Genomic DNA, 14,788 nt, shown 5'->3' on the forward strand with positions numbered 1-14,788 from the left:
GCCGGACTTCGCGCCTACATGCTGCAGATCTACAACTACATGGCGGCGGGCGTTGGCCTGACGGCTGTCGTCGCGGGGCTGACCTATCAGCTCACGGATCCCGCCTTGCTGCAAAGTCCGCTGATGTGGGTTTTCATCCTGGCGCCGCTCGGGCTTGTCTTCTTCCTCAGCTCGCGCATCAATACGCTCTCGGCGCCGACCGCACGACTTCTGTTCTTCGTCTATGCCGGCCTCGTCGGCGTGTCGCTCTCGACGCTGCTGCACATCTACACCAGCTCCTCGATTACACGCGTCTTCGTCGTGGCGGCCGCGATGTTCGGCGCGCTCAGCATCTTCGGCTACAGCACGAGGCGCGACCTGTCCGGGCTCGGCACGTTTCTGTTCATGGGCCTGATCGGCATCATCATTGCGAGCCTGGTCAACCTCTTCCTGAGGTCGACCGGACTTGACTGGCTGATCTCGGTCGTCGGCGTCGGCGTCTTCGCCGGCCTGACCGCATACGATACGCAACGGATCAAGGCGATGTACGACAGCAGGGATGACGAAACCACGGCAGGCCGCAAATCCGTCATCGCCGCGCTGTCGCTCTATCTCAATTTCATCAACCTGTTCATGATGCTGCTGCGCTTGGCGGGAGGTCGGCGCTGAACGACGTGGTGCGACCGCTCAGGCCGCCGGCCGCTCCGCCGCGCTGGCGAGCGCATCGCGCAGCACCTTCTCCTTGGTCTCGTCCAGGGAGGTCTTGAGCACAACCCCGCCGGCGTCCCGGATTTCCTTGAGCACCTTGTCCGCCGTCATGTGCTTGATCAGGACGAACAAGGCGGCGTGGCCGGGCTGGAGCGTCGTGGACAGCTCCTTCATGAAGGAATCGTTGATGCCGAAATCCGACAGTGCGCCACCCAACGCGCCGGATGCCGCGCCGACGGCGACGCCAATGATCGGGTTGAGGAAAAGAACGCCGATCAGAAGTCCCCAGAAGCTTCCGGTGATCGCACCCGTCGCGGTCGTGTTGACGAGTTGATTGAGCTTGATCCCGCCGGAATCGGTTTTGACCGCGATGACGGCATCGTTGATGGTGATCAGGTACTCCTTCTGCAATTTGATGAGCCGTTGACGTACCTCTTCGGCCTTCGCCTCGGACGGATACACGATCGCCACTAGATCGGACATGGAAGCCTCCTTGACTTTTTCCGCCGCATCAATCCCCAGCGGTCCCAAAAGGGTGCCGTGGTGGAGCGCGTTGGCTGAGACTAGTCGGAGGCCAACGCGCGTGGCATCCGAGAAAACCCCGAGGTGCGGGGATGAACGTTCCCGATCCCGGGATCAGGGAAGATCCCACGGCTCGAACTGCGTGCTCTCGGGATCGCGTGTCCAGCTTTCTCAGATGGCGGTGTACATCGCCGTGCCAAGCAGCAGCACCAGCACAAGGAGGCTGATGCTTGCCGCCGGCCACTGGCAAAGCACGTCGTTGCTTCTTTCGACGCTCCCGCCGAAGGCAAGGAAGCTCCGTCGGATAGGACCGACCAGCGTCATGATCGTCTTCCAGCCGGTCGAAGACGCAAACGGAGGCGGCCAGGGGCCGAGCAGGATCGCCAGCAGCGTGCCTCCCAGGACAGGCAAGAGCAATTTGGAAAACGTCCCGAGCTCGAGGAGGTCTGATGTCATGTCGGGCGGCACGGATAGGTATGAGGTCCAGGGCACGAGGCCGAGCAAGAGCGAACACAGCGCCAGGACAAGCGGGGCCGCGTCTCGCATGTATCGTGGGCGGCCAATCAAGGTGATCGGTTTGCCCGAGGCCGCGAGCGCATGAGCCAGCACCAGCACGACATAGGCGGCCGTCAACATCCCACCGGCATGGAGCACAATCGCCCACCACCATTGCCCGCTGTTCTCCGCCGCCTGGAGCAGCAGGTCCTTCGCCACGGAAGCGCCGCTTGGCGGTACGCCCATCAGCGCGATACCGCCGAGCGCAAAGGCCGTGACGCTCAAGGGCAGGGCTCGCGCAACACCGCACAGTCCTGTGATGCGATCGTGGCCCAGCGCCGCGTAGATCGACCCGACGGCCATGAACATTGCGGCCTTCGCGGTGGCATGCGAGATCGCCTGGAGCAGGCCGCCCGCCAACGCGTCGCCACGCTCGAGCCGGCCGGAGCCATCGAACGCCAGCGGAAACATCAGGAACAGATAGCCGATCTGGGCCAGGGTGGAGTAGGCAATCAGGAGCTTGAGACGCTCCTGTCGCAGCGCGACGATGCTCCCGAACACCATCGCCGCCGCTCCCAGCGTCGCGAGCAGCTGCGTGGCGGCGAAACCAGGCAGGGCAGGCATGACGTTGAACCAGAGCCGTACGACGACAAAGAAAGATCCCTTCACGACCAGGCCGGACAAAATCGCGCTGGCGGCCGCGGGTGCGCCAGCGTGGGCGGGCGGTAGCCAAAGGTGCAGCGGAAACAGCGCGGTCTTGGCCAGAAGGCCGGTTGTCATCAAAGCCGCCGCGACGATCGCGACAGGCTCCGCGCCGATGCGATGCGACAACAGCACGATGTCAAGCGTGCCATGGAGACCATAGATCAGTGCTGTGCCCACCAGATAGAGCACCGAACCGAGCAACGCGAAGAGCAGATAGCGCAATGCGGCTCGCAGCGTCTCCGCGCGACCGTCGAGCGAGACCAGCGGTACCGCGGCGAATGTCAGCAGTTCCAGGGCAACATAGAGGGTGAAGAGGTCCCCACCCAGGAAGATCGTGTTCAACGCCCCCCAGATCGCCAACAGCAAGATCCAGAAGGCGAATGGCGCACGGGTCTCAGTCGCCGTGACGGGGAAGTCGGCAGCGGCAAAGACAGCCACCGCGCAGATCACCACCGCGGTCGCCGCGAGCATCACCGCAGACAAACCGTCCGCGCGCAGCGCCACCCCCAACGGCGGCGGCCAGGCGCCGAGCAGGTAAACCAGCGGGCCCGCGCCCTGCGGCAGCGCGATGAGAATCGCCACCGCAATTGCCAGCCCAAGCGGGATCGTCGCGTAGACGACCGGCCTGATGTATCGGCTGCCCAGAACGAAGGCCAGCAAAATGCCCATGATCGGCACGGCGATCGACAGCACCAGCAGGAATCCGCTCGGGGTTGTTGTCGCGGCCAGCGCCGGGGCGGGGGGCAGCATCAGCCACCCGACGGATCTGGGCCATCGCCCGGCGATGTGCGACCGCTCAGCGTCGTGGAGCCGGTCGTCTGGAACAGCCGCAGCAGGAGCGCAATCGCCAAGGCCGTTGCGGAAAACGCGACGACGACGCCGGTAATCACCAGTGCCTGCGGCACCGGGTCGTTGCCCATTCCTGCCGCTGCACCCCGCCGTCCAACGACGCCGAACAGGAGGAATATGCCGCTGCCGAGCAGATTGAAGGCGATGATCTTGCGAAGAGGCTGCGGATTCGTGATCAGACCGTAGAGCCCAAGTCCGACCGCAGCAGCGGCGCACAATCCGAACACCGTCACCCCGCTCATGGCTTGGCGCTCCGTTCCGGTGCGCCCGCGAGCAGCAGGCCAAGGGTCGCCGCGATCGTCAGGACCATCGCGACCTCGATACCCAGTATCAGTGGCTTGGCCAGCGCCGGCGGATAAGAAAGGAATGCGGCGCCAAACAGAAGGCCTGCGAGGCCGACGACAAGGAACAGGCCGGGTCCGGCAACCAGAAGGACCCGTACCGATCGACGGCTCACCGGTGGCGTGTCCGCCAACCCGGCCATGATGGCCAGCAGCCACATCGACGCGAGAATCGCACCGCCCTGAAAAGCTCCGCCGGGATGGTCGGCGCCAGTCCAGAGGACATAGGTCCCGACGACAATGCCAACCGGCGGCAACAGTCGCGCGAGAAAGGCGAGAACGCCGCGCGGATCAGCCCGGTGGCGCGGCCCCGGACGCCCGCCCCAGGCACTGTCAGGTGCAAGCGACCAGACGCCGATGATCGCCAGCAACAGCACGACCTTCTCGAGCATGGTATCCATGGCGCGGAACGCCATGAGCACGTTGGTGACGGGGTTGGACAGGCTTGTCGCCCAGGCATTTGCCGCAGCAGCCGGCGCAAGCGTCGGAGCGGGATCGGGCAGCAGCAGAACCGCGCCAGCCAGCGCCGTGGCGGTCAGCACCGACAGTGCCGCCGCGCTCACGCGCACGACTTGACCGGGCGTTTCCGCCGCCACCAGGTCGGCATCCCGTAACCGCGCCGCCGCACCCAACAGCAACACACCACCGAGCCCTCCGCCGATCGCGGCTTCAGTCAGCGCGACGTCGACGGCGTCGAGGCGCACCCAGATGAGTGCGACCAGCAGTCCATAAGCGACGAAACCGACCGTCGCCGAAAAGGTTTCGCGCACGACAATCGTCCGGATGCCGAGACCCAGCACGACCGCGGCGAGCACGATCTCGAAGATCGTCGCGACGCTCATCTGGTCGATCCGCCAAGGCGCGCGGTACGCGCGATCAGTTGCGAGACCGTCGCGCCCGCGAGCAGCCCGAGCAGCCAGATGCTGACCAGCTTCAACCCGTCGCGAACACTTCCTGCTTGCGGAAGCAATCCGAGCACGACCAGGCCGAGGCCGAGATTGTCCGCCTTGGTGAGCGCGTGCAGACGCGTCAGCGTATCGGGGAAGCGAAGGAGGCCGACCGTGCCCGCCAGAAAGAAGAACGCGCCCGCCGACACTGCTGCAATCGTCATCATGTCGCGTACAAGGCTCATTCGTCCTCCGTTGATGCGGTCCCATCGGTTTCGAGGCGGGAAAGCCCCTTCTTGACGAACGCGATCGAAGCGAAGGTGGCGAGGAGTGCCAATGTCAACGCCACGTCGATAGCCGCGGGGACGTCCGCTACGGTGCCGAGCAGCAGCAGCGTTGCGATACCTCCGGTCCCGATCAGCTGCGTCGCCATCATGCGGTCGGCGTCTCCGGGACCACGCAGGATTGACACCAGCCCCAGCGCCAGCACTGCCAGAATGAAGCCGACCGCGGCGGTCAGGAACTCAGTCATTGTAAAGTGCGCGAACCAGGGCCGCTTCCTCTTCGGCAAGTTCAGCGACCACCGGCTGATCGACGTCGAGACAGTGATAGAGGAGATGCGCGTCGTCCTCCCCGGCCGGCACGGTGCCTGGCAGCAGGCTGGTGAGCGTTGCGAACACGTTGCGCCGCAGGCCGCGTGGAAGACCGGTCGGATAAGCGACAAATCCCGGCCGCAGCGGCAACCGGGGATCGAGTGCGCGCCTTGCGACATCCGCTCCGGCAACGACGGAGTGGAACAGGAAGAGCAAGGCCAGCCGGGAGATGGCACCAAGCGAGCGCCGCGAGGTGCCAGGCTCCAGCAATCGCAGGCTCGTCCAGGTTGCCGCGGCCACAGCGACGGCTGCGGCAGGAATGTCATCGAGAGCGGCACCGGCAAGCACGAGCCAGAGACCAAGAAACCATGCCGCTCGGGAAGCCGCGCTCCACCAGGAGGCTCCGGCTATGACGTTCGCACGCCCGTCTCTCCCTGAGTATCCTCTCACGTTGGAGTCCTCGATCGGCAGCAGGTTACGTTGCCGCCTTCTGCGGCGTTTGGAAAAGCCGGCCTTGGGCATCGACTTGGGCATTGTGAGGCGGGACTTCGGCGGCGCCGCCGCATTCGGCATCGGCAGCCGGGACGCGTCGAAGCGCGAGCTGGCGTAACGATACAACAGCATCCAGAGTGGTTCGAATGGCGTCCACGAGCGCATCGTTCGACGCCATCGCTTTGGATGGGCCCTCGCGACCCTGCCACGCAACTAGCGCGAGTCCTGTCGGGGGAAGCAAGTGCCGCCCCTGCCGCTCCGGGACGCACGGCACTGATCCTCAGTGGAGTACTTGCAGCTCACCATCCCCTTGAACTTGGAGCACCATTGGTTTTGCTGGGCTTGCGCCGGTGTCGCCAATGGCACGATGGTCAGCATTCCAACGATCGCGGATGCAACTAGGATGAATCGTCGCATTTGAAAGCCCTCACGGTTCAGCCCGATCGCCGACACCTTGAGCGCGAGTTTTCGGATCGACCGGGGCGGTCCTGTGAAGCGCCGGTCCAGCGCGACGGCATCGCCGCGCTTGATTGCTTCACTTGAGGGGAGAACCGTGCGCTCTCGATGAGACCGGCGATATTGGGTGATTGCCTGATCGGGCTTGAGGAATTCCCTAGTGCGCTGTCGAACGCCTCGTTCACGCATCGGGCAGGGGGCCTGCGTCCGTGCTCCGCGGCCACCGCGATTGCATCCGGCCGTACCGGGTAGATTTACCGATGTGTGCGGCCGGCCCGTTGGGCAAAAATGCTAAGGGCGATACCGGGACATCGCAACCTCGGAAAAGGCTGACCCGCCCGGCGACATGTCCGGAACCTGAAGGGCTCATGGTTATGCGCGGCCGCCGAACGACACCTCGGCCAGTCTTTGCGTTGACGCTGGCTGTGTCCTCGCTGATCCTGGCGGCGTGTGGGCGTGAAGCGGAAACGAAAGACGCGCCTCCGCCGCGTCCGGTCCGGACCGCGACGGTCGAGAAACGCGAAGCGCGGACGCCGCTGTCCTTCACTGGCCGCATCGAGGCCGAGGACGAGGTGAGTGTCGCGTTCCGGATCTCCGGCCGCCTGATCGCGAACGACACCAAGCTCGGCGATCGGGTCGAGGCCGGGCAACTCCTGGCGCAACTGGAGTCCCAGAACGAGTTGAACGCGCTCCGACAGGCGCAGGCGGCTCTCGCCGCCRCTCAAGGCCAGCTCACCCAGGCGCGCAATCACTTCGATCGCCAGCAAACGCTGCTCGCACAGGGGTGGACCACACGCGCCACTTTCGAGGCCGCGACCCAGGCACAGCAGACCGCCCAGTCCCAGGTGGATGCGGCCGAGGCCCAGTTGAGCGCCGCGCACGACCAGGTCAGCTTCACCGAGCTCCGGGCCGACGCACCAGGCAAGATCACAGCGACGGGTCCTGCGGCCGGCGAAGTCGTCCAGGCCGGACAAATGATAGCGCGGATTGCGCGGCAGGATGGGCGCGACGCGGTCTTCGACGTGCCCGCTCAATTGGTCAGAAACGCCGGCCCCGATCAGCAGGTCACCGTTAGTCTTACGGATGATCCGGCGGTGACAGCGCAGGGGCGCATCCGGCAGGTTGCCGCACAGGCCGACCCGATCACCCGCACCTTCGAAGTCAAGGTCGGCCTGACGGATCCGCCTCCCGCGATGCGGCTCGGTGCCACCGTGGTCGGGCGCGTCGAGACGAGTGCCGGGCCGATGATCGACATTCCGGCAGCCGCGCTCACCAGGATGAATCAACAGCCGGCCGTCTGGGTCGTGGATCCATCGACCAACACCGTCTCGATCCGAAACGTCGACGTCATGCGGTTCGATCAGGCGCAGGTGCTCATCTCGCAAGGATTGGACGCCGGCGAAGTCGTCGTCACCGCAGGTGTTCAGGCGCTTCATCCCGGCCAGAAGGTTCGGGTGCTCGGGGGAGGGCCATGATCGGACTCAACCTCTCCGAGTGGGTGCTCAGGCATCGCTCCCTTGTGGTCTACGTCATGATCGTTGCGATCGTCGCGGGGCTTCTGTCCTATTTCCGGCTTGGCCGCAACGAGGATCCTTCCTTCATYATCAAGACCATGGTCGTTCAGGCGGCATGGCCGGGCGCCACGGCCGAAGAAACCATGAAGCAGGTGACCGAGCGGCTCGAGCGCCGATTGCAGGAGACCCCGCATCTGGATTTCCTGCGCAGCTTCACCCGCGCGGGTCTCACGACGATCTTCGTGAACCTGAAGGGAAGTGCCAGCGCCAAGGAGGTCTCCGATACCTGGTATCAGGTGCGGAAAATTGTCGGCGATATGCGTCACACGCTGCCCGCGGGCGTTGTCGGACCGGGGTTCAATGACGATTTCGGCGATACGTTCGGCATCGTCTACGGCTTCACCAGCGATGGTTTCACCCAGCGCGAGCTGCGCGATCATGTCGAGGCGATCCGTTCGCAACTCCTGGGGGTGCCCGACGTTTCAAAGATCGAGCTCCTGGGCACGCAGGACGAGGTGATCTTCGTCGAATTCTCCAAGCAGGAGCTTGCGACCCTGGGAATCGATCGGACGGCTCTGATCGCCACCCTGCAGGCGCAAAACATCGTTCGGCCGGCCGGAACGATCGAGACCGGCACGGAGAGCATTTCGCTGCGGGTGTCGGGAGGTTTCCAGTCCGAACAGGACATTGCCAACGTCAACTTCGCCGCCGGTGGCCGCATGCTGCGCCTGAGCGATCTTGCGAAGGTGCGGCGTGGCTATGCCGATCCGCCACAACCGCTGTTCCGGATCAACGGGCAGCCGGCAATTGGGCTCGCGATTGCCATGCGGGACGGCGGCGACATCCTTGCGCTCGGCAGGAACATCAAGGACGCGATGGCGCGGATCACCGCGGACCTGCCGATCGGCATAGAGCCGAGTCTGGTCGCCGACCAGTCCATCGTGGTGAACAAGGCGATCGGCGAGTTCATGAGCTCCCTCGTGCAGGCGATCGCCATCATCCTCGCCGTGAGCTTCATCAGTCTCGGCTTCCGTCCGGGCCTCATCATTGCGCTCGCCATTCCGCTTACCCTTGCGATCGTATTTCCGATCATGGAAGTGGCCCGCATCGACATGCAGCGGATATCGCTGGGTGCGCTGATCATCGCGCTTGCGCTGATGGTCGACGACGCGATGACGACGACCGACGCCACGCTCAATCGGCTGGCGGAGGGCGACAGCAAGGTGGCGGCCGCCTCCTATGCATACCGAACCCACGCCTTTGCCATGCTGGCCGGCACGCTTGTGACGATCGCCGGCTTCATACCGGTCGGCTTTTCTGCAAGCTCGGCGAGCGAATACACGTTCTCGCTGTTTGCTGTGGTTGCGATCGCGCTGCTGGCGTCGTGGTTCGTTGCGGTCATTTTCGCACCGCTGCTGAGCGTCGTCATCGTTGTGGCCCCAAAGCAGACGGGCGCCGCTCCCGGCCGGATATTCCGGCTGTATCGGAACTTCCTGGTGCTGGCGATGCGGGCCAAATGGCTGACGATCATCGTGACGCTGGCGCTGTTCATCGCCTCCGTGATCGCGCTTCCGCTCATTCCGCAGCAGTTCTTTCCGCTGTCCGATCGGCCGGAGCTGCTCGTGGATATCAGCTTGCCGCAGAACGCGTCCATCTATGCGAGCGAAACCGCCGCCAAGCGCGTCGACAGGGTGCTGGCGGGCGATCCCGACGTTGAGCATTGGAGCACCTATGTGGGGCGCGGCGCCGTCCGCTTCTATCTGCCGCTCAGCGTGGAACTGCCGAACGACTTCTTCACGCAGGTGGTCGTCGTGGCCAGGGACGTTGCGGCTCGCGAGCGTCTGCATGCGAAACTGGAGCGAGTCCTGGCCGATCGGTTCCCGAACGCCGTCTCGTCCGTGTCCCCGCTTGGCCTCGGCCCCCCGGTCGGTTGGCCGCTACAATATCGCGTCAATGGTCCTGATGCGGAGCGGGTGCGTGACATCGCGCTCAAGGTCGCGCAGATCATGTCTGCCAATCCGAGCGCCAAGAGCGTGAATTTCGATTGGATGGAGCCCGATCGTCAGGTGCGCATTCGCGTGGACCAGGATGAAGCGCGCCTTCTCGGCCTCAGTTCGCAAGCGATTTCCGCAGTGCTGAATACCGTGGTCACCGGCTCGCCCGTCACGCAGGTGCGAGACGATATTTACCTGGTCAATGTTGTGGTGCGCGCGACGGATGAACAGCGCGTCTCACTCGCGACCTTGCGGACGCTGCAGGTGCCGCTGCCGGGCGGGCAGACTGTTCCGCTGAATCAGTTTGCCTCCTTCGAATACGACCAGGAATTTCCCCTGGTCTGGCGGCGGGACCGCGTTCCGACCCTGACGGTACGAGCCGCCATTTCCGACACGGTACTGCCGGAGACAATTGTGACGGCGTTGTCGCCTGCCATCGCCAGTCTGAGAAAGACGCTTCCGCCCTCGTACGACGTGGTGGTCGGTGGCGCGGTGGAAGAAAGCCAGAAATCGCAGGCTGCCGTCCTCGCCGTGGTGCCCGTGATGCTGGTCGTCATGCTCACGGTTCTGATGATCCAGTTGCACAGCTTTCCGCGCCTGTTGATGGTCGTGAGCGTGGCGCCGCTCGGTCTGATCGGTGTCGTGGCCGCGCTGCTGCTCTCGGGGCGGCCTTTGGGCTTCGTCGCTATCCTCGGTGTTCTCGCGCTGTTGGGCATGATCAGCAAGAATGCGGTGATCCTGATCGGTCAGATCGAAGTCGAGCGTGCACAGGGGAAAGGGCCCTGGGACGCTGCCGTGGACGCCAGCAGTTCCCGCTTCCGCCCGATCATGCTGACGGCCGTGTCGACCGTTCTCGGCATGATTCCGATTGCTCCGACCGTGTTTTGGGGCCCGATGGCCTTCTCCATCATGGGCGGCCTGCTGGTTGCGACCGTGCTGACACTGGTCCTGCTGCCGACATTGTACGTGACCTGGTTCGGGGACATGGAGCGGGCCGAGGCGTCCGCTCCATCATCGTCTTGAGTGGCCGTTTCCGGCGAGGGGAATCCCGATCCTCGACTAGGTAATCACCCGATATTCCGTGCGTCACCCGAGGCGCATGGTGCAGGTGCTGGGCAAGTCGACCGGCCAGGGTGTTGCCCACGCTCGCGCCGCGAGGTCTTACATGACTGGGACGCCATCCATCCAAAAGCTCTCGCTGTTCGCATTGACCGCGATGGTGGTCGGCTCGATGGTCGGCTCGGGCATCTTCTCGCTGCCGCGGACCTTCGGCATCGCCACAGGTCCATTCGGGGCGATCTTCGCCTGGTGCATTGCCGGCAGTGGCATGTACACCCTCGCACGGGTGTTCCAGGCATTGGCCGAGCGAAAGCCCGAACTCGACGCCGGTGTCTATGCCTATGCCAAGGAAGGATTTGGCGACTACCCCGGCTTCCTGTCGGCATTCGGATACTGGATCGGCAGTTGCATCGGCAACGTGTCCTATTGGGTGCTGATCAAGTCGACCTTGGGCGCGTTCTTTCCCGTCTTTGGGGATGGCAATACGGTGATCGCGATCATCGTCGCCTCGATCGGAATCTGGCTGTTCCACTTCATGATCCTGCGCGGCGTGCAGCAGGCAGCCGCGATCAACACCATCGTGACGATAGCGAAGATCGTGCCAATTCTGGTGTTCATCGTCATCCTGATCTTTGCGTTCAAGGCCGATCTGTTCCGCGCCAATTTCTGGGGCGGCGAAGGCATGCCGGACAAGGGCCTGTTCGAGCAGATCCGTGCCACCATGCTGGTCACGGTGTTTGTCTTCCTCGGCATCGAGGGCGCCAGCGTCTATTCCCGCTATGCCAAGGAACGCGCGCATGTTGGTGCCGCGACCCTGCTGGGGTTTGCGATCGTTACGAGCCTGATGGTGCTCGTGACCATGTTGCCATATGCCGCGCTCCCCCGCGCCGAGATCGCCGGCATGCGGCAGCCGTCCATGGCGACGGTATTGGAGGCGGTGGTCGGGCATTGGGGCGCGATCTTCGTCAGCGTCGGACTTCTGGTTTCGGTGTTAGGGGCTTATCTCGCCTGGTCGCTGATCTGCGCCGAGGTGCTCTCCGCCGCCGGCCGGACCAGGGATATGCCGGCCCTGTTCGGCACTGAGAATGCGAACAAGGTGCCGGCTGCGGCGCTCTGGCTCACCAACGTGATCGTCCAGCTCTTCGTCATCAGCACCTATTGGTCGCAGGACGCGTTCGCGCTGATGCTCAATCTGACGAGCGTGATGTCGCTGATTCCGTTCTTCCTCGTCGCCGCCTACGGGCTGCTGCTCGCCCGGCGGGGCGAGACCTATGAGAAGGCCGGTCGGGCCCGGCAGCGCGACATGATCTTTGCCGGCATCGCCGTCATCTATACGCTGTTCCTGATCTACGCCGCCGGAACCAAGTTCCTGCTGCTGTCCCTGATCCTCTACGCACCCGGCACGGCACTCTATTTCTGGGCGCGCATCGAACAGAAGGCGAGGGTCTTTACGCCGGTCGAGTGGGGCATCTTCATCGCAGCCGCCGTCGGCGCTGCTGTCGGAATCCACGGATTGGCCACCGGCTACATCACGATCTAGGCATGACAACCCTCAAGGGCAGTCCCATGGCAAAGCAGGCATCGCAATCCAGCAGTTCCTTCGGCGTTCATTCGGAAGTCGGCCAACTGCGCAAGGTCATGGTCTGCTCGCCCGGCCGCGCCCATCAGCGCCTTACCCCCTCCAATTGCGACACCTTGCTGTTCGATGACGTGCTGTGGGTCGATAACGCCAAACGTGATCACTTCGATTTTGTCCAGAAGATGCGGGACCGCGGCATCGACGTCGTCGAGATGCACAATTTGCTCACCGAGACGGTCGCGATCCCCGAGGCCAGGAAGTGGATTCTCGACAACCAGGTTGTTCCCAATCAGGTTGGTCTCGGCCTCGTCGACGAACTGCGCGCTTATCTGGAAAGCCTGAAGCCACGCGATCTGGCCGAAACGCTGATCGGGGGCATCTCGACGCACGACTTCCCGGACGCCCATGGCGGAGAGATGCTCAAGCTCGTCCGCGAGGCCGCGGGCATGACCGAGTATCTGCTGCCGCCGCTCCCCAACACGCTGTATACGCGAGACACGACCTGCTGGATCTACGGTGGGGTCACGCTGAATTCGCTCTATTGGCCGGCGCGGCATGAAGAGCCGATCCTCGCCACGGCCATCTACAAGTTCCATCCAGAGTTCGCCGGCAAGGTCAACGTCTGGTGGGGCGATCCGACCCAGGACCATGGCCTCGCCACGCTGGAGGGCGGCGACGTGATGCCGATCGGCAAGGGCAACGTCCTGATCGGGTTGAGCGAGCGCACCTCGCGGCAGGCGATCAGCCAGGTCGCCGCTGCCCTGTTCAAGAGGAAGGCGGCCGAGCGCGTGATCGTGGCGGCGATGCCGAAGCTCCGCGCCGCGATGCATCTCGATACCGTCTTTACCTTCGCGGACCGGGATTGCGTTCTGCTCTATCCCGATATCGTCAACAGCATCACGGCGTTCTCCTACCGGCCGGCCGACAATTCCGTCGGCCTTGAGCTGCGCAAGGACGACAAGCCGTTCGTGGAGGTTGTCGCCGAAGCGCTTGGCCTGAAGAAGCTGCGCGTCGTCGAGACCGGCGGCAACGCCTATATGCGCGAGCGGACGCAGTGGGACAGCGGCGCCAATCTTGTCTGTGCGTCCCCGGGTGTGGTGTTTGCCTATGACCGCAATACCTACACCAACACCTTGCTGCGCAAGGAAGGGATCGAGGTGATCACTATCGTCGGCGCAGAGCTGGGCCGGGGCCGGGGAGGCGGTCATTGCATGACCTGTCCGATCTCCAGGGACGCGGTGGATTATTAGGCGACCCGGGGGTCGTTCCGGCCCTGAAGGCAGCGCGCTCAGGCCGAGCGGAGTTCCGCCTGTTTGCTGGGCAGCGTCGGGGAGGTTTCGGGAAACGGCGATCGGCCGGTTCAATTACAGATTTCTTTTCTTATCACCAACACGCCACAATCGTCGCCCAATTTAAGGCGATTCCTGGTGTACGCAGAAGCCATCGGGGGATGCGATGCGTGGATCTGTAGCTCTGTTGCCGGCCGTTGGATTGCTTGGAGCAAGCACCGCGTGGGCAGCGGATGTTGATCTCACCGAGCTGAAGGCCAGCAGTCCCGTGCCATATTATTCCGCTCCGTCATGGAGCGTCGTCGGTTCCGTGGCGCCGACCTTCACTGACAATGCCTTGTTCAGCCGGGACAACCGCAAGTCGGATTTCTATTACGAGCCTGACGTGAGCGTCAGGCTGGATGGGAATCTGACAAACGACCTGTCGTACCGGCTCTATGCCCGCTCCCAATACGATGCCTTTGCGACCGAGAAGGACGGCAACGCCGCAGTGGCGCGAGTGGGAGCGCGCTTGACGGAGAATTGGGACGGCTGGCGCTTCTCTGCCATCTACGAGAATCGGTACGATTTCGACGGTGTCTACCGCGATCTCGCTTTCACATCTCACGACGTGATGGGCTCAGTGGCGCGCGACTTCCGCGTCAACAATTTGACATTGTCGCCGCTGTTGCTCTTGACCTACCGGTTTTCCGACCTTGCGGAAGCTCGCCGCTGGCGCTTCGACGCGGTGCTCGGCATCGAAGTCAAGCTCGACCCGAAATGGTCGATCGTGAGCACGCCATTGTTGGAAGCCTTCTGGTTCACGGACGGGCTGAACCGGGGGCGGCAGGATCAAATCTACTCAGCGGATGTCGGGTTGAGGTATAGTTTCGCCAGCAACGTGTCGATCACGACCAGTATATTGTACGAGGCGCGAACATCGAACGTTCCGGAGCGGCGGTACAGAGACCTCCGCATCGGTCCTCGACTTGATTTCGCCTTTTGAGAGATGCCTGCAACATGGATATGAGACCTCTGCTTGTGCTGATCGGAGCCGCCGTCGGAATGGTGGCGGCGTCGTCCGTCGCTGCGGAACCGCGCGACCGGATTGATAGAGGCCAGCGCCTCGATACCGATGCGCTCAGGGATGATATTGCCATAGACCGCCTTCGGGTGCCGTCTCATCCCCTGGTGATCGCGCCGCCACAGCAGCCCGTTTCTAACGCAAAGGGAAAAAAGAAGAAGACCGGCGCGACCGGCGATGGCAGCCGCTAGCGCACGGTCGCGCGTTGCCATTGAGCGGCTGCGGCGACGAGGGAACGGTGCCTCCGAGTCCCGGGTAACGTG

The 14,788-nt window shown here is 63.7% G+C and carries 15 protein-coding genes; 7 read left to right on the plus strand and 8 right to left on the minus strand.

Features of this window, described 5'->3' with window-relative positions; translation table 11 throughout:
* On the plus strand, positions 1-648 hold a 648-nt coding region (locus ACXJL8_RS14395), incomplete at its 5' end, for a Bax inhibitor-1/YccA family protein (RefSeq protein WP_456685139.1).
* Positions 649-666: 18 nt separating this feature from the next.
* Here the strand turns inward: ACXJL8_RS14395 and ACXJL8_RS14400 are convergent.
* The 8 genes from ACXJL8_RS14400 to ACXJL8_RS14435 form a co-directional block, all read right to left on the minus strand.
* On the minus strand, positions 667-1,170 hold the full coding sequence (locus tag ACXJL8_RS14400; protein WP_456622794.1) for a DUF1269 domain-containing protein: 504 nt from the start codon (positions 1,168-1,170) through the stop codon (positions 667-669).
* 210 nt (positions 1,171-1,380) lie between these two features.
* Positions 1,381-3,159, minus strand: coding sequence for a complex I subunit 5 family protein (locus ACXJL8_RS14405; RefSeq protein ID WP_456622793.1), 1,779 nt, complete (start codon positions 3,157-3,159; stop codon positions 1,381-1,383).
* On the minus strand, positions 3,159-3,500 hold the full coding sequence (locus ACXJL8_RS14410; RefSeq protein WP_456622792.1) for an NADH-quinone oxidoreductase subunit K: 342 nt from the start codon (positions 3,498-3,500) through the stop codon (positions 3,159-3,161). Before ACXJL8_RS14410 ends, ACXJL8_RS14405 begins: the two co-directional genes overlap by 1 nt.
* Positions 3,497-4,441 carry an MnhB domain-containing protein gene (locus tag ACXJL8_RS14415; protein WP_456622791.1) on the minus strand — a complete coding sequence of 315 codons (945 nt, stop codon included), beginning with the start codon at positions 4,439-4,441 and terminating at the stop codon, positions 3,497-3,499. The genes ACXJL8_RS14410 and ACXJL8_RS14415 overlap by 4 nt, the downstream gene beginning before the upstream one ends.
* Complete coding sequence (locus ACXJL8_RS14420) at positions 4,438-4,731, minus strand: monovalent cation/H(+) antiporter subunit G (protein WP_456622790.1); 294 nt, start codon at positions 4,729-4,731, stop codon at positions 4,438-4,440. The genes ACXJL8_RS14415 and ACXJL8_RS14420 overlap by 4 nt, the downstream gene beginning before the upstream one ends.
* The gene (locus tag ACXJL8_RS14425) at positions 4,728-5,018 is read right to left on the minus strand and encodes a monovalent cation/H+ antiporter complex subunit F (protein ID WP_456622789.1); all 291 of its coding nucleotides are present in this window, start codon (positions 5,016-5,018) and stop codon (positions 4,728-4,730) included. The genes ACXJL8_RS14420 and ACXJL8_RS14425 overlap by 4 nt, the downstream gene beginning before the upstream one ends.
* Positions 5,011-5,736 (minus strand): Na+/H+ antiporter subunit E, encoded by a 726-nt coding sequence (locus ACXJL8_RS14430; protein WP_456622788.1) that lies wholly within the window; start codon positions 5,734-5,736, stop codon positions 5,011-5,013. The genes ACXJL8_RS14425 and ACXJL8_RS14430 overlap by 8 nt, the downstream gene beginning before the upstream one ends.
* Before the next feature lie 48 nt (positions 5,737-5,784).
* Complete coding sequence (locus ACXJL8_RS14435) at positions 5,785-6,216, minus strand: DUF3551 domain-containing protein (RefSeq protein ID WP_456685140.1); 432 nt, start codon at positions 6,214-6,216, stop codon at positions 5,785-5,787.
* 185 nt (positions 6,217-6,401) lie between these two features.
* Between ACXJL8_RS14435 and ACXJL8_RS14440 the strand changes: the two genes are divergently transcribed.
* The 6 genes from ACXJL8_RS14440 (at position 6,402) to ACXJL8_RS14465 (ending at position 14,716) form a co-directional block, all read left to right on the plus strand.
* Positions 6,402-7,502 carry an efflux RND transporter periplasmic adaptor subunit gene (locus ACXJL8_RS14440; protein WP_456685142.1) on the plus strand — a complete coding sequence of 367 codons (1,101 nt, stop codon included), beginning with the start codon at positions 6,402-6,404 and terminating at the stop codon, positions 7,500-7,502.
* A complete protein-coding gene (locus ACXJL8_RS14445) occupies positions 7,499-10,558 on the plus strand; it encodes an efflux RND transporter permease subunit (protein WP_456622787.1) in 3,060 nt (1,019 codons plus the stop codon). The genes ACXJL8_RS14440 and ACXJL8_RS14445 overlap by 4 nt, the downstream gene beginning before the upstream one ends.
* A 142-nt stretch (positions 10,559-10,700) precedes the next feature.
* Positions 10,701-12,134, plus strand: a complete 1,434-nt coding sequence (locus ACXJL8_RS14450; RefSeq protein ID WP_456622786.1) for a basic amino acid/polyamine antiporter — start codon at positions 10,701-10,703, stop codon at positions 12,132-12,134.
* 26 nt (positions 12,135-12,160) lie between these two features.
* Positions 12,161-13,423, plus strand: coding sequence for an arginine deiminase (gene arcA / locus ACXJL8_RS14455; protein ID WP_456622813.1), 1,263 nt, complete (start codon positions 12,161-12,163; stop codon positions 13,421-13,423).
* Between the two features lie 226 nt (positions 13,424-13,649).
* Positions 13,650-14,447, plus strand: coding sequence for an outer membrane beta-barrel protein (locus ACXJL8_RS14460; protein ID WP_456685141.1), 798 nt, complete (start codon positions 13,650-13,652; stop codon positions 14,445-14,447).
* Positions 14,448-14,461: 14 nt separating this feature from the next.
* A complete protein-coding gene (locus tag ACXJL8_RS14465; protein WP_456622784.1) occupies positions 14,462-14,716 on the plus strand; it encodes a hypothetical protein in 255 nt (84 codons plus the stop codon).
* Positions 14,717-14,788: the final 72 nt, after the last annotated feature.

It is taken from the genome of Bradyrhizobium sp. P5_C11_2, assembly GCF_054049755.1.

Bases quoted from the DNA above. Each gene is read 5' to 3' on its own strand.
- ACXJL8_RS14410 (WP_456622792.1), bottom strand. From the start codon at position 3,500: ATGAGCGGGGTGACGGTGTTCGGATTGTGCGCCGCTGCTGCGGTCGGA.
- ACXJL8_RS14420 (WP_456622790.1), bottom strand. From the start codon at position 4,731: ATGAGCCTTGTACGCGACATGATGACGATTGCAGCAGTGTCGGCGGGC.
- ACXJL8_RS14430 (WP_456622788.1), bottom strand. From the start codon at position 5,736: ATGCGCTCGTGGACGCCATTCGAACCACTCTGGATGCTGTTGTATCGT.
- ACXJL8_RS14425 (WP_456622789.1), bottom strand. From the start codon at position 5,018: ATGACTGAGTTCCTGACCGCCGCGGTCGGCTTCATTCTGGCAGTGCTG.
- arcA (WP_456622813.1), top strand. From the start codon at position 12,161: ATGGCAAAGCAGGCATCGCAATCCAGCAGTTCCTTCGGCGTTCATTCG.
- ACXJL8_RS14405 (WP_456622793.1), bottom strand. From the start codon at position 3,159: ATGCTGCCCCCCGCCCCGGCGCTGGCCGCGACAACAACCCCGAGCGGA.
- ACXJL8_RS14435 (WP_456685140.1), bottom strand. From the start codon at position 6,216: ATGCGTGAACGAGGCGTTCGACAGCGCACTAGGGAATTCCTCAAGCCC.
- ACXJL8_RS14465 (WP_456622784.1), top strand. From the start codon at position 14,462: ATGGATATGAGACCTCTGCTTGTGCTGATCGGAGCCGCCGTCGGAATG.
- ACXJL8_RS14400 (WP_456622794.1), bottom strand. From the start codon at position 1,170: ATGTCCGATCTAGTGGCGATCGTGTATCCGTCCGAGGCGAAGGCCGAA.
- ACXJL8_RS14415 (WP_456622791.1), bottom strand. From the start codon at position 4,441: ATGAGCGTCGCGACGATCTTCGAGATCGTGCTCGCCGCGGTCGTGCTG.
- ACXJL8_RS14450 (WP_456622786.1), top strand. From the start codon at position 10,701: ATGACTGGGACGCCATCCATCCAAAAGCTCTCGCTGTTCGCATTGACC.